Raw genomic sequence first — 17,031 nt, forward strand, 5'->3', positions numbered from 1 at the left:
TCTTGGGGGTAACCTTCCCCGAAACCCCCACATCTATTGCAGACAGGCCACGGCGCGCCCTAGGCTGTCGCAACGATCCTGTCCGGGCCCGCGAATGCGCTTTAACCCCCTCCTGTCCGACCTGACCGCGACCGTCGCCTGCGAAGCGCGCGAGATCGAGCGCGTCGGCCGGGTCGTGCGGGTCACGGCCCCGGCCGGCTGGAGCGACGCCCGGGTCGAGGCCTGGCTGGACTGGCACGATCGCTCGCCCGACGACTGGCCCAGGCTCGAAACCGCGCCAGGCCGGCCGGCGAGCGGCGGCACGGCGATCCTCGACGGTGCCCTTGATCGCTGGGCCAACCGCCTCGCCGCCTGGGGTCGGGCCACCGGGATCTTTGCATCGACCTCGGATGCGGACATCTTTGCCTCCGAACTGGTCGCGAGCGTCCTGCTGGGCCTGGCCGCTCCGTCGTCGGTCCTCATGGAAGGCGCGAGAACGCCGCATGCCTCCGAGGACTCCGGTGCCCCGACCCGCAATTCGAGCGTCTACGACCTCGATGACCCCATCGTGCGCAACCGTTTCGAGGGCGATACGGCCCGCCTGCGGACCGCGCGTGTCACGGCCCACGCCCTGTCGGGTGTCACCCGGACGCTGAAGGCCGTCACCCATGCCGTCCGCCGCTGCGATGGGCCAGCCTCTGTCTGCGGCGACCCGGCCGCGAATCCGGCCCTGGCCCGCGCTGCCCTGGCGGCCCGGCGCGCGGGGGCCGACGATACGGCCATTCTGGATGCCATCGCCGGACGGCTGTTCTCCGCACCGGAGCCCGAGCCGAAGGCCCCGATGCGCATCGTCTCCGTCGGCCAGCCGGACGCCCTCGTGGATGCGCCCCTGCGGGCAGCGGCAGACGCGGCCCTGGCCGACGACCTCGTGGTGGCTTTCTCCCTGCACGATGCCGAGGCCCTGGGCGACCTGTCGATCGCCCCGGGTTGCGCCCTGTCCCTGCCCGCCATTGCCGCCACCCTGCCGGATCTGGTCCCGGCGCTCGATGCCCTGGCCCGGCTCTGGACCACGGCGCTCGAGATCGAGGTCGCCTGCGGATTCGCCGCCGACGGCCGACTGGCCAGACGCCGCCATGCGGTGCGCCCGATCGTCATGACCCTGGTCGGCGGGCTGGAATGGCTGGTCGGCCAACCGGAGCGATCCAGCCCGGAGAGTGCCTTCCAGTCGGCGGCCGGCCTGCTGGCCGCATCGGTCTCCCTGGCGTCCAGCGAGCTGGTCGAGACCCTCAAGCCCGCCCCGGCCTGGACGACGGCGGCCGACGAGGTCATCGCCGCCCTGCAGGCGCGCGAGGCCCGGCTGGCAGGGCTCGAAACCGAGCTTGGCCGGGCCGCCGCCTTGCGGACAGCCCAGGCCCTCGCCGCCGCCCAGGACTCCGGCCGGCGGCACAGCCTGATAGCGACCGTGGCCGCCGACGCCGAGCGCGACCTGCGTCTCGGCGTTTCGACGCTCGGCGCGGTGGACCAGTTCCAGACCGCCGATGGCGATCTTGTCCGCAGGCTGCATCCGGCCCTTGCCCAGGCCATCGAGGCTCAGGGCGGCAATGTGGAATCGGCCGAACGCTGGGTTCTCGGCCGCCGCACCCTTGTGGACGCTCCGATCCTCGGCCACGCGGACCTGACCGCACGCGGCTTCACCGATGCCGAGCTGAAAGCCGTGGAATCGGCCCTGGCCCATGTCGAGAGACTGGAAGACGCCTTCAGCGCGTCGGTACTGGAACCCGGCTTCGTCCGCGATGTCCTGGGGATCGACGAAGACACCTTCGAACAAGGGCTCCTGCTGAGCCTTCTGGCGACGCCCGAAGAGATTTCCGTCGCGAGCGCCTATGTGTTCGGACACCGGGACCTCGCGGGCTGGCCCGAGGCACCGCCTCGACTGAGGGCGCTTCTGGCGGACACGGGTCCGACCGTCGCCGACCTGACCCGTCTGGCAGAAGCCTTCAGCGACGTCGTCGACCTGACCGCGATCGAACTGCCCAGCCGGGCCGGAATCGGTGCCGCCATGGCCACCCTGAGCCAGGCGGCATCCGAGGGCCATCGGGCCGTGCGCCTGTCCCGTCGTCAGGCATCGGGCGAACCCCTGCTTGTCCTGCCGGAACCGGAACCGCTCCGGCGCATGCCGGACCCCGCCCCCCCGCCGCCGCCCGTCACCGAGCGTGTGGTCGAACGGGTCGTCGAACGGGTCCGGACGCGTCGCAAACTGCCCGACCGCCGCAAGGGCTATATCCAGAAGGCCGCCGTGGGAGGCCACAAGGTCTATATCCACACCGGCGAATACGAGGACGGCGAGCTCGGCGAGATCTTCATCGACATGCACAAGGAAGGGGCCGCCTTCCGGAGCCTGATGAACAATTTCGCGATCGCGATCTCGATCGGCCTGCAATACGGCGTGCCGCTGGACGAGTTCGTGGACGCCTTCGTGTTCACGCGCTTCGATCCGGCGGGACGCGTCACGGGCAATGACCGGATCGGATCGGCCACCTCCATCCTTGACTACATCTTCCGCGAACTGGGCGTCAGCTATCTGAACCGGACCGAGCTGGCGAATGCCGACGCCGAGCCCCTCAATGCCGACGGGCTGGGGTCGGGCAAGGCCGACGAACTGGTTCCCGCCGCCCGCTTCATTTCCAAGGGGTTCGCCCGGGGAACGACGCCGGACAACCTCGTCGTCCTGCCGTTCGGCCGCAAGGAAGGGCCCGAGACCAACCCCTATGACATGCGCGAGGCCGAAACCTGCCCCGCCTGCGGCGACTACACCCTTCAGCAACGCGGCGGGACATGGGTCTGCGACACCTGCGGCATCGCTCCGTCGATGCAGGGGTAGGGCCGCCCGGCCTCAGCAGATTTTAAGGATGTTCGGTCAGGGTCTCGGCCGTATCCGGAGTCCGCCGCCATGAAACGCCTCGCCCTCGCCGTCACGCTCGTGGCCATCGCCACCCCGACGATCGCCCAGAATGCCGGACAGATCGCGCGCGTGCGCGGAGGATCCAGCTGTGCCGGCTGCAACCTGTTCCAGGGCGATTTCAGCGGGCTCCAGGCGCGAGGCCTGAACCTGTCGGGGTCGCGGCTGCGCCAGGCGGACCTCAGCCTGTCGGTCATGAACCGCACCCGCTTCTCCAATGCCGACCTGCGCGATGTGGAGGCCTATGGCGGCGTGTTCTCCAGCTCCAGCTTCAATGGCGCGAACCTGACCAATGCCAGCTTCGTCGGAGCCTATCTGGAGGGTGCCAGCTTCAATGGCGCGACCCTGACCGGGGCGAACTTCTCCGGTGCCCGACTGAGCCGGGCGACCGGCCTGACGCAGGGCCAGCTGAACGGGGCCTGCGGCGACGGATCGACCACCCTGCCCGGCTCGCTTCGCATTCCCGACTGCTGAAAGCCTCCATCCTTACCGCGATTTAAGTAGGGTTTGAGCACGCAACGGGGCATCTAGGCGGCGTGAAACAGTCCATGCCCCATTCTCCTCGCGTGAACGTCGCCCTCGCCGCCCTGGCCCTTTCGGCCGGACTCTGTGGCGTCGCATCGCCCGTGGCCGCCGGGTCCCAGTTCACCTCCCAGGACCGCGAAGTCGCGCGCATGGTCTCGCTGGGCGGGTCGTGCAATCGCTGTGAGCTGTCGGGGCGCAATCTGTCCGGCGCGACCTTTACCGGTGCCACCTTTATCTCGGCCACCCTGGTCGGTGCCAATCTGCGCGGTGCCGAGCTGGTCGGTTCGAACTTCTCCGCCAGCGATTTCAGCCGCGCCGATCTGCGCGGTGCCCAGATCCAGGGTTCGAACTTCTCGACGTCCAACTTTACCGACGCCGTCCTGACAGGATCGGAGGCCCAGGGGGCCAACTTCAACCGTGCCAATCTGACGAACGCCGATCTATCGGGAGCCGAGCTGATGGGGGCCAACATGAGCGGCGCCGCCCTGACGCGGGCCAATCTGTCGGGAGCCGAGCTGTTCGGCGCCACACTCGCCAATCTGTCCGCGCGCGGGGCGTCGTTCGCCGGCGCAGAGCTGAACGCGGCCAATATGGCGGGCGGAGACTTCGCCTCGGCCAACTTCAACGGGGCCGAGCTGGATGGCGCGCGATTGGCCAATGCGACGTTCCGGGGCGCATCCTTCACGGACGCCTCCCTGAGCCGGACCGACATCCGGGGGGCAGACCTGTCCGGTGCGCGCGGCCTGACGCAGGCCCAGGTGTCCGAGGCGTGCGGCGATGGCTCGACCCGGTTGCCGGCCCGGCTGACGGTCCGGAGCTGCTCCGGCCGGATGACCGTGCGTGCCCCGGCCCCGCCCCGCGCCCCGGCACCCCCGGCACCGCCCTCGCCGCGCTGAAACGGCGTCGTCGCGGACCGCGGCCCCTCCCGGGCTCGCCGCCCGCCTGTCAGATCTTGAGCGGCATCGCCGTCCGGATGTGGACGTCTTTCAACTGACGCTCGCCGGCTTCGGTCGGGGCGTTCATCAGAAGATCCTCGCCCTGCTGGTTCAGAGGGAAGGCGATGACCTCGCGGATCGCGACCTGGTTGGCCAACAGCATGACGATCCGGTCGATGCCGGGGGCCAGACCCCCGTGCGGCGGCGCGCCATAGCGGAAGGCGTTCAGCATGCCGCCGAACTGATCCTCGACCACCGAGGCATCATAGCCCGCGATTTCAAAGGCTTTCAGCATGATCTCGGCCTTGTGGTTCCGGATCGCGCCCGAGCAAAGCTCGTAGCCGTTGCAGACGATGTCGTACTGATAGGCAAGGATATCCAGCGGATCCCGGGTGTTCAGCGCTTCAAGCTCGCCCTGCGGCATGGAGAAGGGGTTGTGGCTGAAATCGACCTTCTTCTCCTCGTCCGACCATTCGAACATGGGGAAGTCGACGATCCAGCAGAATTCGAACCGGCCCTCGTCGATCAGCTTCAGCTCGGTGCCCAGGCGGGTCCTGGCCGAACCGGCGAATTTGTAGAAGACCTTGGGGTCGCCGGCGACGAAGAAGGCCGCATCGCCCTTGCCCATGCCGAGCCCGGACATCAGGGCGTCGGTCGCCTCGGCCCCCAGATTTTTGGCGATCGGTCCGCCCCAGGCGTCGTTGTCGTCGGACCAGAAGATGTAGCCCAGGCCGGGCTGGCCCTCGCCCTGGGCCCAGCTGTTCATCCGGTCGCAGAAGGCGCGCGAACCGCCGCCGGGCGCCGGGATCGCCCAGACCGCGTTCTTGGCGTCCGCGCCCAGAATCTTCGCGAACAGGCCGAACCCGCCGTCGCGGAAGTGGTCGGACACCTCGGCCATCCTGATGGGGTTGCGGGTATCCGGCTTGTCGGTGCCGTACCAGGCGATGGAGTCGCGGTAGGGGATGCGCGGGAAGGGATAGGGCGTCACCGACTTGCCGTCGGCGAACTCCTCGAACACGCCGTGCATGACGGGCTCGATCGCCGCGAAAACATCCTCTTGCGTGACGAAGCTCATCTCGACGTCGAGCTGATAGAACTCCAGCGACCGGTCCGCCCGCAGGTCCTCGTCGCGGAAACAGGGTGCGATCTGGAAATAGCGGTCGAAGCCCGAGACCATCAGCAACTGCTTGAACTGCTGCGGGGCCTGGGGCAGCGCATAGAATTTGCCGGGATGAAGGCGCGACGGCACCAGGAAGTCGCGGGCGCCTTCGGGTGACGAGGCCGTCAGGATCGGGGTCTGGTATTCGAGGAAGCCCTGATCGACCATGCGGCGACGGATCGAGGAGATGACCTTCGACCGCAGCACGATGTTTCTGTGCAGGGTCTCGCGGCGCAGATCGAGATAGCGATGCTTAAGCCGCAGCTCCTCGGGGTATTCAGGCTCTCCGAACACCGGCAGCGGCAGTTCGGCGGCCTCGGACAGGACCTCGACGCCGGTAACGCGCAGCTCGACTTCGCCGGTCGGAAGATTGGCGTTCACCACGGAGGCGTCGCGCACCACCACTTCGCCGTCCACCCGGATCACGCTCTCGGCGCGGAGGCGCTCGACCGCTTCGAAGCCCGGCGTCTCGGGGTGGAAGACCAGCTGCGTCAGGCCGTAGTGGTCGCGCAGGTCGATGAACAGCAGACCACCATGGTCGCGCTTCCTGTGCACCCAGCCCGACAGCCGCACATTCGATCCGGCGTCCGTCGACCGGAGGGCACCGCAGGTGTGGGAGCGATAGGCGTGCATATGCAAAATCGTCTGAAACGGCCCCCGGAAAGACAGGCGGCACGGCGGGAAATGGAAGCGGCGTAGGGCGCATCAACGCCCCCGAAAGTCAAGGTCGGGCCGGGTCGGGTCCCGACATCCACAGCCCTGGCCGTCTGTCCACCACATGAACCGATGCCGTATCCGGACAGTCGTCCCGATCTGCTATGCTTGCGCCATGTCGGCGCATCGACCCCTCCGCGATCAGCTCAGACTGCCCCTGATCACCGACGTGGTCGGCGCGGCGGCGGTCTTCGTGCGCTCGGCGTCAAACGCCGCTGCCATGGACGCCCTCTCTGCCTGGCCCGATGCGGCCGGCCGGGTGATGGCGCTCTGCGGCCCTGCCGGTTGCGGCAAGAGCCATCTGGCGGCGTTGTGGGCCGAACGGGTCGGTGCCATCCCCCTGAACGGTTCGGAAGCCGCCCTGACCGATCCGCTGGAGCTTGAGGGCCGCCCCGTCCTGCTCGACATCGCCCAGGACGCCGATGACGAGACCCTGTTCCACCTGATCAACCTGGCCCAGCACGACGGCGGGGCCCTGCTGATGGTCTCGCGCCCTTCCCCGCGCCACTGGACGGTCAAGGTGCCGGACCTGCGCTCCCGCCTCGACGCCGTGCGGGTCGTGGCCATGGAGGCCCCGGACGATGCGGTCATGTCCGCCATCCTGGCCGCCCGATTCGCCGAGCGCAGCATCACTCCGGCGGATGGCGTGATCGACTATCTGGTGCTGCGCATCGACCGGTCGGCGGACGCGGCGGCCGCCATTGTCGCCCGGCTGGACCACGAACATCGTCCCGTGACACGCGCCCTGGCCCGCCAGGTCCTCGACGCCAGCGCCGAACTGTTCGACGGCGGCGACGAAGGGTTGCAGCCGTAACAAACCCGCCCCACAACCGGCTCATGTCCGACTCTGCCATCGCCGACCCGACACGGGGAGAGGAAGTCCCCTCCTCCCGCGCGCCCCAGCTGAGTCTGGACACGGCGCTGATGGCCTCGCCGGAACGGTTCTTCAACCGCGAGATCAGCTGGCTGGCCTTCAACGCCCGGGTGCTGGAAGAGGCCGCTAACCCCAATCATCCGCTGCTGGAGCGGCTCCGGTTCCTGTCCATCTCGGCCAACAATCTCGACGAGTTCTTCATGACCCGCGTCGCCGGGCTGAAGGGGCAGCTGCGCGAACGGGTCCGGGTCCTGTCCGCCGACGGCCTGACGCCGGCCGAGCAACTCGAGAAGATCAACGTCGCCGCCGGCGAGCTGATGGCCGAGCAGCAGGAACGCTGGCGTCAGCTGCGGCGCGAGCTGGTCGGCGCCGGCATCGAGGTCGTCCGCCCGAACCGGATCACCAGGACCGACAAGGATCGGCTGGAGCCCGAGTTCCTGAACCAGCTGTTCGCCGTCCTGACGCCCCTGGCGATCGACCCGGCCCACCCCTTCCCGTTCCTGCCGAACCTCGGCTTCTCCCTGGCGCTGAAGCTGCGGCGCAACCGGGACAACAAGACGCTGTATGCCCTCGTGCCCGTGCCGACCCAGGTGCGCCGCTTCTGGGAGCTGACGGGCGACGGCCGCTCGGTGAAGGGGCGACGCCGGTTCGTCACCCTGGAAACCGTGCTGCTCATGTTCATCGAGCACCTGTTCCCCGGCCATGAGGTGCTGGAAAAGGGCGTGATCCGCCTGATTCGGGACAGCGATATCGAGATCGAGGAAGAGGCCGAAGATCTGGTCCTGGAGTTCGAGGAGGCGCTGAAACAACGTCGCCTGGGCTCGGTCGTCCGGGTCAAGATCGAGGCGTCCATGCCCGACGACCTGCGTGATTTCATTGTCGGCGAGCTGCAGGCCGAACCGCAGGATGTGGTCATGATCGACGGCATGCTGGGTCTGGCCCAGCTGTCGGAGTTGATCCCGTCCGGCCACCCCGACCTGAAGTTCCCCGGCTACGAACCCCGCTATCCCGAACGGGTCCGCGACCAGGGCGGCGACGTCTTCGCCGCCGTGCGTGAAAAGGACATCCTGATCCACCACCCGTTCGAGAGTTTCGACGTGGTGGTCCAGTTCCTGCGTCAGGCGGCGCGCGACCCCAACGTCATCGCCATCAAACAGACCCTGTATCGCACCTCGAAGGACAGCCCGATCGTCGCCGCCCTGATCGAGGCGGCGGAGAATGGGAAGAACGTCGTCGCCCTGGTCGAGATCAAGGCCCGCTTCGACGAGGAGGCCAATCTGCGCTGGGCCCGGGCCATGGAGCGCGCCGGGGTTCATGTCGTCTTCGGCTTCGTCGAGTACAAGACCCACGCCAAGCTCAGCGTCGTCGTGCGCCGCGAGGGGGACGGCCTGAAGACCTACTGCCACTTCGGCACCGGCAACTACCACCCGATCACGGCCAAGGTTTACACCGACCTCAGCCTGTTCAGCTCCGACCCCGTCCTTGCGCGCGATGCATCGCGCGTCTTCAACTACATCACCGGCTATGCCCAGCCCGAGGATCTGGAGGCGCTGGTCGTCTCGCCCCTCAATATGAAAACGACCCTGATCGAGCTGATCGGCAAGGAGATGGCCGCCGCCGCCAAGGGCAAGCCGGCCGCCATCTGGGTCAAGCTCAATGCGCTCGTCGACCCGGAGATCATCGACGCCCTGTATCGTGCCAGCCAATGGGGCGTCCGCATCGAACTGGTCGTGCGCGGCATCTGCTGCCTGCGCCCCGGCGTGCCGGGCCTGTCGGAGAACATCCGGGTCAAGTCGATCGTCGGCCGCTTCCTGGAACACAGCCGCATCATCTGCTTCGCCAACGGCAAGGATCTGCCGCATGACAGGGCAAAGGTCTTCATCTCGTCCGCCGACTGGATGACGCGCAACCTCGACCGGCGCGTCGAGATCATGACGCCCGTCTTCAACGCCACCGTCCACGACCAGGTCCTGGACCAGATCATGGTCGCCAATCTGAAGGACGACGCCCAGAGCTGGGTGCTGGGCGCCGACGGCCAGTACACGCGCGTCCAGCCCATCGATCCGGAGCGGCCCTTCTCGGCCCACAAGTATTTCATGACCAACCCCAGCCTGTCCGGTCGTGGCCGCAAGGTGAAGAACAAGCCGCAGGAACTTCACTACGACCGGCCATCTCAATGATGGAGGGGTTCACCGCCCCGCGCGAGGCGGCTGTCATCGACATCGGCTCCAACTCGGTCCGGATGGTGCTCTACCGTCTGGAAGGCCGGGCGATCTGGACCGTGTTCAATGAAAAGGTCCTGGCCGGCCTCGGCCGCGACCTGCCGGAGACGGGCCGGCTGTCCGAAGCCGGCGTCGAGATGGCGATGACGACGCTTCGCCGGTTCGCAGCGGTCCTGGAGGGCGTGCGCCCCGCCTACACCTTCGTCGCCGCGACCGCCGCCGTGCGCGAGGCCGAGGATGGTCCCGACTTCTGCGGCCGCGTGGCGGCCGAGACAGGGCTCCAGGTTCGCGTCCTGACCGGCGAGGAAGAGGCGCACTATTCGGCTCTCGGTGTGATGGCCGGCGACCCGCGCGCCGAAGGTCTCGCGGCCGACATGGGCGGGTCCAGCCTCGAGCTGATCCGGATTGGCGGGGGCAAGGTCGAGCCCGGCGTCACCCTGGCCCTGGGACCGTTTTCCCTCGCCGACCCCAAGGGTTTCGATGCGACCCGACTGCGCGGCACGATCGCCGAACGGCTGAAGCCCGTCAGCAAGCCGTTCAGCGCCGATGAATTGCACGCGGTCGGCGGCGGCTGGCGATCCCTGGCCCAGCTGCATATGGAAATGAGCGGCTATCCGCTGCGGATCGTCCACCAGTATGCCATGAGCGCCGAGGAAGCGCGCGGCGTCGCCCGGTTCGTGGCCCAGCAGTCCCGGGCCTCGCTCGACCGCCTGCCGGGGGTGTCCAGGCGACGGGCCGAAACCCTGCCCTACGCCGCCCTGGTGCTGGAGGGCCTGATCGACGCCCTGTCCCTGAAGCGCGTCGTCTTCTCCGCCTGGGGCCTGCGCGAAGGTCTGCTCTACGAGACGCTCGACCGCGACGAGCCATCGGCCGATCCCCTGATCGCGGGGTGCGCGGCGCTGGGTGCGCGTCAGGGTATCTCGCCCGCCCTGCCCGCCGCGCTGAATGCCTGGCTGTCGGATGTCATCGCCGCCCTGCCCGAAGCCTTCGGTCCGGAGCGCGATCCCGTGCTGGCCGCCGCGGCCTGTCGCCTGGCCGACCTCGGAGCCCGCCTGCATCCGGATCACCGGCTGGAACTGGTGTTCGACCAGGTCCTGCGCGCGCCGATCCCGGGCCAGACCCATGCGGAGCGGGTCTGGCTGGCCTGTGCCCTCAATGCCCGCTACGGCGGCAATGCCGCGACGCCAGCCCCCGAGGCGACCGATCGATTGCTGGGCGAGGAAGCCCGCGCGAGCGCACGGGCCCTGGGGCTGGCGATGCGGCTGGGGTGCGACCTGTCCGGGCGGTCGCCGCAACTGCTGGCCAATGCCTCCATCACCGTCGCCGGGGGCCAGCTGAAGCTGACGGCGTCCGACGGCTATGCCGACGTCCTGCTGGGCGAACAGACCCGCCGTCGCGCCAAGGCCTTGGCCGAGGCCATGGGTCTGAAGCTGGAGATCTGACAATCCAGTTGGCTGTTCGCCAATCGACACCTACATTGAGGGCGTTGGACAGAGGATTGTCGTGATGAACGTTCCAGAGGTGGTTCGGCTAGCGAAAGGCTATGTCGTTCAACTGTTTGAAGAGGAAAATCCCCTCAACGTTGGGCTCGAGGAAATCGAGTTTGACGACAAAAAGCAGGAGTGGGACGTAACGATCGGGTTTTCTCGTCCGTGGAACGTGAGCCGAAATGCGCTGTCTGCATTGACCGGTGAAGCTTCTCCGGCAGGCCGGTCCTACAAGATCGTCCGCATACGAGATAGCGATGGCCAGATGGTCGGTCTCAAGCAGCGCGCTTTCGCTTCGGGATGAAGTCTGATCGAGCCCTGATACTCGATGCAAATCTGGCAGTTCTGCTCATCGTCGGGCTGGTGGATTCCAGGCTCATTACGAGTCACCGCAATCTCTCCGCTTACGACGTCGACGACTTTGAGCTGGTAAAAAGCGTCGTTGCGATGAGCACCGAGCTAATCTGGTGCCCGCATCTGCTATCTGAGGTATCCAGCCTGATCCGACAAATCGGCGGGCCAGCGCGACGTCAAGTTACGGCCGGGCTTTCACAGGCAATATCAGGTGCGAAAGAAACCTGCCTCGCAAGCGAGACCGCGCTATCGCATCCAGCCTATGCAAGCCTTGGACTGACGGACGCTATTCTCCTCCTGCTCGCGCAGTCTGGAGCCACCCTGCTCACTGCCGACCTGGACCTCCATCTCGCGGCCTTGGCTGATGGCCTCAGCAGCATCAATTTCGCGGAGGTTCGAGACGAGCGGCCCGACTTCGGGATTTAGGCCGCTACTCGATCTCGACGACCTCGACGCGCGGTCCGTTCAGCACCAGGGCGATTACCCCGCGCTTGAGTTTCAGCGCATCCTCGCCGAACAGCTGACGCCGCCAGCCCTTCAGGGCATCGACATCCGCCGCATCCGACAGCGCGATCTTCTCGAGGTCCGCCACATTGGCGATCAGCTTGGAGGCGACGCCCGCATTGTCGCTCTTGGCCTTCAGCAGCACCTTCAACAACTCCACGACCGAAGGCGGCGCGGGCTGATTGTGGGCGGGGCGGTCCATCTTCGGCGCATGGGCCTCCGGGTCCAGCATGACCCGCTTCAGTTCGTCCGCCAGGTCCAGCCCCAGACGCGAACCGCCGAACCCCTTGGGCACCGAACGCAGGCGGTTGAAGGCCTCCACATCGGTCGGCACCTGGGTCGCGATCTCGTCGATGGCTTCATCCTTGAGGATGCGCCCGCGCGGCTGGTCGCGGTCCTGCGCCGCCTGCTCGCGCCAGACGGCCGTCGCCTTGAAGGCCGCCAGATATCTGGCGTTGTATTTCTTGGGCTTCAGCCGCTTCCAGGCCTTGTCAGGCGTGGTGTCGTAGAGTTCCGGATCGACCAGATCCTCCATCTCCGACGTGACCCAGTCCAGCCGCCCTTCCTTGGCCAGCCGGTCGCGGAGCTTTGGATACAGTGCCGCCAGGTGCGTCACGTCGCCGATCGCATAGGTCAGCTGCGCCTCCGACAGCGGCCGCCGCGACCAGTCGGTGAAGCGGCTGCCCTTGTCCAGATCGATGCGCAGCATCTGACGCACCAGCGAATCATAGGCCACCTGATCCCCGAACCCGGCGGCCATGGCGGCGACCTGGGTGTCGAACATCGGCCTGGGCATGGCCCCCAGCTTGACGAAGATCTCGGTGTCCTGACGCGCGGCGTGGAAGACCTTCACGATCCCGGGGTCGCGCAGGATGTCCAGAAAGGGCGTCAGATCCAGGCCCTCGGCCTGCGGATCGATGATCGCCTCATGCTCCGGCGTCGCGGCCTGGATCAGGCACAGCCTGGGCCAGTAGGTCGTCTCTCGCATGAACTCGGTGTCGACCGCGATGAACGGGGCTTTCGCGACATCGGCACAGAACTGAACCAGCGCGTCATTGGTGGTGATCGGCGTCATTGAAATGCTATAGCCCCCCGCAACGCCGTCGTGGCAAGTGCCGCGACCTTATTTTCGCACCGATTTCAGGCCTGTGAGCGATGAGCGACACTTCCGACACGCAAATCAACGGCCTGACCTATGCCGATGCCGGCGTGGACATCGACGCCGGCGACATGCTGGTCGAGCACATCAAGCCCCTGGCCCGGTCCACGCGCCGTCCCGGTGCGGAGGCCGCTCTGGGTGGGTTCGGGGCCCTGTTCGACCTGAAGGCCGCCGGCTTCGTCGATCCCCTGATCGTGGCCACGACCGACGGGGTCGGCACCAAGCTGAAGATCGCCATCGAGACCGGCCGTCATGACGGCGTCGGCATCGATCTGGTCGCCATGTGCGTCAACGACCTGCTGGCCCAGGGCGCGGAGCCGCTGGTGTTCCTGGACTATTACGCCACCGGCAAGCTGGAGATCGACGCTGCCCGCCGCGTCGTCTCGGGGATCGCCGAAGGCTGCCGTCAGGCCGGCTGCGCCCTCGTGGGCGGCGAGACGGCCGAGATGCCCGGCATGTATTCCGGCGGCGACTACGACCTTGCGGGCTTCTCGCTCGGCGCGCTGGAACGCGGCCATGCCCTGCCCCGGCTGGACCTCCAGAACACCGGTGACCTGATCATCGGCCTGGCCTCGTCGGGCCCGCACTCGAACGGCTATTCCCTGATCCGCAAGGTGGTGGAGCGTTCGGGCCTGTCATGGGGCGACGACGCCCCCTTCGCCCGGGACCGGTCCCTGGCCCAGGCCCTGATGGAGCCGACGCGCATCTATGTGAAGTCGGTGCTGCCCCTGATGAATGCCGGGCTCATCAAGGGCGCGGCCCACATCACCGGCGGCGGCCTGATCGAGAACCCTCCCCGCTGCCTGGCCGAGGGCCTGACGGCCGCATTCGACTGGGACGCCTGGCCCGTACCGCCCGTGTTCCAGTGGCTGGCCGAGGTCGGCGGCATCAGCGACCACGAGATGCGCCGCACCTTCAACTGCGGCATCGGCTTCATCCTCGTCGTCGCGCCCGAGACTGCCGAGGAGGTCCTGGCGGGTCTGCTGGAGGCCGGCGAAGCGGCGTTCGTCTGCGGTCAATTGGTCTGAGCCCCGTCACCCTCGGGCTTGTCCCGAGGGCCCATGGTGCGTCGACTGGCCTTCCGCCGTCGTCGCTCACGCGGCGGAAAGATAGATCCTCGGGACAAGCCCGAGGATGACGGAAGTTGTATGACCACCCTGCTCGAGGCCGGCGAGGTCGCGTTCGTCTCCGGACAGCTGGTCTGAGCAGCCTCCCCGATCGGGAGAGGGGCACATGGATGTCGGGCAGACGTCGCGTCGGTGACCACACCCCTGTCCAGACGCCTGAAGCTGACCCTCCCAACGTCAGTTGAGGGTGGAAATCAGCCCGGCCTCATGCAATCATAACTAGTCATTTCCCGACGCTCGAGAGGGACGCAGATGCTCAGAACTTCAGTCGGCACCCTATTCGTGCTGTTCGGCTTGTTGGCCGCCTTGTTTGGAGCCGCCTTCGTCCAAGGTCCCATGTACTATTGGGGCGATCCCTTCGAGGCTCCTGCCTTGAAGGCTTACGCTACAATCGTAGGCGCGGCCGCACTTGTGTTGGGTGCGATGATGATCGGCTCTGGGCTGCTTAAGGCGAAGCGAGCAAAACCTCGCAGTAGCTGAGAAGGGTCCCCTATGGGTCGGAATCGGTCATCGATCCAGGACCGGGCAGCGGACCTTCTCGTTTACCAGGTCCATCTCGGACCTGGAGTCGGCACGGCCCTCTGAGACCCACAATGCGCCGCCTGATCCAGCGACCGGACAGCATCGCAAACGCGTTCGTCACCGGTGCCAGCCAGATAGCGCGCGGGATCACCCCTGCGTCCGATTCTGACGTAGCGACGTGCCAGACTGAGGCCATGTGCCTGAGCGATCCGATCAATCCGAGGTCCGCGACCGTGTCGGTCGCCTTGCCGGGCGTGCCATTCACGCGACGGGAGTCCAACGGGGTGCAATTGGCGCCGATCCAGAACGACGGTAGCGATGTGAACGATTTCAATACGATCAGTGAACTTCCGCATATCAAGTCCAAACAATTGGACTCGTTGCACCCGGTTTTTTTCGAGTCCAATCCGCAGACCTCTCGCGCTCGACCCCGCCCTTTCACACCGGATCTGGGCTCTCAAACCCCCTCCCACTGACGGGAGGAAGACGTTAGGCTCCCGCCAAACTGGAGCTGTTGATGCGTCTGATTGCCCTCGCCGCCCTCCTCGCCCTTCCGGCGGTCGCCCACGCCCAGACGGCGGCGGCGCCCGAGCAGCCGCTGCTGCATGAGGTCGTCGGCCAGGTCGAGCCCGACCGCATGCGCGCCGACATCACCGCCCTGGTCGGTTTCGGCACGCGTCACACCATGTCGGACACGGTGTCGGAGACCCGCGGCATCGGGGCCGCCCGGCGCTGGACCGAACGGCAGTTCCGCGCCATGGGCGAGGCCTGCGGGGGCTGTCTGGAGATCGCCCTGCCCGCCGACACCGTCACCGGTCCGCGCGTGCCGACCCCGACCGAGGTGGTCAACGTCCTGGCCATCCAGCGCGGAACGGGAGACCCCAACCGCGTCATCGTCATCTCGGGCCACATCGACAGCCGCGTCACCGACGTTATGAACGCCACGGCCGACGCCCCCGGTGCCAATGACGACGCATCCGGCGTCGCCGCCGTGCTGGAGGCCGCCCGCGTTCTGTCGCAGCACCGGTTCGATGCCACCCTGGTCTATGCCGTCCTGTCGGGCGAGGAACAGGGCCTGCTCGGCGGCAAGATCCTGGCCGACTATGCGAAGGCGCAAGGGTGGGTGGTCGAGGCCAACCTGAACAACGACATCGTCGGCAATTCGCAGGGTCAGTCGGGCGTGCGCGACACCACCCGCGTTCGGGTCTTCTCCGAGGGCACCAAGACGGTCGAGACGGCGCTGCAGACCGACCGGCGGCGCTACAACGGCGGCGAACTGGATTCCTCGTCCCGCAACCTGGGGCGCTACGTCGACGGCATCGCCGACCGTTACCTGACCAATTTCGACGTCGAGATGGTCTATCGCACCGACCGCTTCGGGCGTGGCGGCGATCAGGTCGAGATGCTGCGCGCCGGCTTCCCGGCCGTCCGGATCACCGAGGGGGCCGAGAACTACGACCGCCAGCATCAGGACCTGCGCACCGAGAACGGCGTGGTCTATGGCGACACCATCGAGGGGGTCGACTTCGCCTATCTGGGCCAGGTGGCCCGGCTGAACATCGCCACCATGGCGGCCCTGGCCTCGGCCCCCATGGTGCCCTCGGGCGTGACGATCGAGGGCGCGGTCAAGCCGGATACGACGCTGAGCTGGACAGCCGTGCCGGGTGCCGCGGGCTATCGCGTCTGGTGGCGATCCACGACCGCACCGCAGTGGACGAACAGCCGCTGGGCCGGCGACGCGACCCGGCTGGTGCTGACCGGCGTGCCGATCGACGACTATTTCTTCGGCGTCTCGGCCGTGTCCGACGACGGCTATGAAAGCCCGGTCGTCTTCCCGGGTCCGGCCGGGGCCTTCGTCTCGGTTGGCGATCCTCCCGCTCCGGCGAACTGACCGTGGCGGCATCGACCGGCCGCGTCCGGGTGGCCATCCTCATCTCCGGCGGCGGCTCCAACATGGCGGCCCTGATCGACGCGGCGGCGCAACCCGATGCGCCCCATCAGATCGTGCTGGTCCTGTCGAATGACCCCGAGGCCGGCGGTCTGGCGATTGCCCGGTCGAGGGGCATTTCTGCCATCGCCATCGACCACCGGCCCTTCGGCAAGGATCGCGCCGCGCACGAGGCCGCGATCCAGGCCGAGCTGGAGACCGCGCAGGTCCAGGTCGTCGCCCTGGCGGGCTATATGCGGGTCCTGACCCCCTGGCTGGTCGGTCGGTGGGCCGGCCGGATGCTGAACATCCACCCCAGCCTGCTGCCGAAACACCCCGGCCTCGACACCCATGCCCGTGCGCTTGCGGCGGGCGATACCGAGGCCGGCTGCACCATCCACATCGTCACCGACGGCGTGGACGAAGGGCCAATCCTGGCCCGGAGCGCGGTGCCCATCGTGCCCGGCGACACCACCGTCAGCCTTGCCCGGCGCGTGCTGCAGGCCGAACATGCCCTCTATCCCCGCGCGCTGGCCGAATTCTGCCGGTCCGTGGATTAGAAGTTCGTAATCCGGGCGGTTTCG

Annotated in this window: 14 protein-coding genes; 12 read left to right on the forward strand and 2 right to left on the reverse strand. The window is 67.4% G+C overall.

The annotated features are described in order from the left end of the window. Window positions 1–94: 94 nt before the first annotated feature. From O3139_RS09530 to O3139_RS09540, 3 genes are all read left to right on the forward strand, one after another. A complete protein-coding gene (locus O3139_RS09530) occupies window positions 95–2,860 on the forward strand; it encodes a TSCPD domain-containing protein (RefSeq protein WP_269513843.1) in 2,766 nt (921 codons plus the stop codon). Window positions 2,861–2,929: 69 nt separating this feature from the next. Further along, a complete protein-coding gene (locus tag O3139_RS09535) occupies window positions 2,930–3,412 on the forward strand; it encodes a pentapeptide repeat-containing protein (protein ID WP_269513844.1) in 483 nt (160 codons plus the stop codon). 74 nt (window positions 3,413–3,486) lie between these two features. Continuing rightward, window positions 3,487–4,359 carry a pentapeptide repeat-containing protein gene (locus tag O3139_RS09540; RefSeq protein ID WP_269513845.1) on the forward strand — a complete coding sequence of 291 codons (873 nt, stop codon included), beginning with the start codon at window positions 3,487–3,489 and terminating at the stop codon, window positions 4,357–4,359. A 49-nt stretch (window positions 4,360–4,408) separates the two neighbouring features. Here O3139_RS09540 and aspS read toward each other — a convergent pair whose 3' ends face one another. Then, the gene (aspS, locus tag O3139_RS09545) at window positions 4,409–6,199 is read right to left on the reverse strand and encodes an aspartate--tRNA ligase (RefSeq protein WP_269516461.1); all 1,791 of its coding nucleotides are present in this window, start codon (window positions 6,197–6,199) and stop codon (window positions 4,409–4,411) included. Between the two features lie 187 nt (window positions 6,200–6,386). Between aspS and O3139_RS09550 the strand changes: the two genes are divergently transcribed. From O3139_RS09550 to O3139_RS09570, 5 genes are all read left to right on the forward strand, one after another. Then, window positions 6,387–7,085: a chromosomal replication initiator DnaA gene (locus tag O3139_RS09550; protein WP_269513846.1), complete on the forward strand. Its 699-nt coding sequence runs from the start codon at window positions 6,387–6,389 to the stop codon at window positions 7,083–7,085. Window positions 7,086–7,108: 23 nt separating this feature from the next. Then, the gene (locus O3139_RS09555) at window positions 7,109–9,325 is read left to right on the forward strand and encodes an RNA degradosome polyphosphate kinase (protein ID WP_269513847.1); all 2,217 of its coding nucleotides are present in this window, start codon (window positions 7,109–7,111) and stop codon (window positions 9,323–9,325) included. Continuing rightward, entirely contained in the window at window positions 9,322–10,809 is a 1,488-nt protein-coding gene (locus tag O3139_RS09560; RefSeq protein WP_269513848.1) for a Ppx/GppA phosphatase family protein, read from the forward strand. The genes O3139_RS09555 and O3139_RS09560 overlap by 4 nt, the downstream gene beginning before the upstream one ends. A 64-nt stretch (window positions 10,810–10,873) precedes the next feature. Then, complete coding sequence (locus tag O3139_RS09565; RefSeq protein WP_269513849.1) at window positions 10,874–11,158, forward strand: hypothetical protein; 285 nt, start codon at window positions 10,874–10,876, stop codon at window positions 11,156–11,158. Further along, on the forward strand, window positions 11,155–11,634 hold the full coding sequence (locus tag O3139_RS09570) for a hypothetical protein (protein ID WP_269513850.1): 480 nt from the start codon (window positions 11,155–11,157) through the stop codon (window positions 11,632–11,634). The genes O3139_RS09565 and O3139_RS09570 overlap by 4 nt, the downstream gene beginning before the upstream one ends. 4 nt (window positions 11,635–11,638) lie before the next feature. Here the strand turns inward: O3139_RS09570 and rnd are convergent, their stop codons facing one another. After that, the gene (gene rnd / locus O3139_RS09575) at window positions 11,639–12,787 is read right to left on the reverse strand and encodes a ribonuclease D (protein ID WP_269513851.1); all 1,149 of its coding nucleotides are present in this window, start codon (window positions 12,785–12,787) and stop codon (window positions 11,639–11,641) included. Between the two features lie 80 nt (window positions 12,788–12,867). Here rnd and purM point away from each other — a divergent pair, with 80 nt between their 5' ends. The 4 genes from purM to purN all read left to right on the forward strand — a co-directional run bounded on the left by purM (window position 12,868) and on the right by purN (window position 17,007). Next, window positions 12,868–13,899 (forward strand): phosphoribosylformylglycinamidine cyclo-ligase, encoded by a 1,032-nt coding sequence (purM, locus tag O3139_RS09580; protein ID WP_269513852.1) that lies wholly within the window; start codon window positions 12,868–12,870, stop codon window positions 13,897–13,899. Window positions 13,900–14,591: 692 nt separating this feature from the next. After that, window positions 14,592–14,996, forward strand: a complete 405-nt coding sequence (locus O3139_RS09585) for a hypothetical protein (RefSeq protein WP_269513853.1) — start codon at window positions 14,592–14,594, stop codon at window positions 14,994–14,996. A 41-nt stretch (window positions 14,997–15,037) separates the two neighbouring features. Further along, complete coding sequence (locus tag O3139_RS09590) at window positions 15,038–16,411, forward strand: M28 family metallopeptidase (RefSeq protein ID WP_269513854.1); 1,374 nt, start codon at window positions 15,038–15,040, stop codon at window positions 16,409–16,411. A 2-nt stretch (window positions 16,412–16,413) separates the two neighbouring features. Continuing rightward, window positions 16,414–17,007, forward strand: coding sequence for a phosphoribosylglycinamide formyltransferase (gene purN, locus O3139_RS09595; protein WP_269513855.1), 594 nt, complete (start codon window positions 16,414–16,416; stop codon window positions 17,005–17,007). Window positions 17,008–17,031: the final 24 nt, after the last annotated feature.

Source organism: Brevundimonas subvibrioides (assembly GCF_027271155.1).
GTDB lineage: Bacteria > Pseudomonadota > Alphaproteobacteria > Caulobacterales > Caulobacteraceae > Brevundimonas > Brevundimonas subvibrioides_D.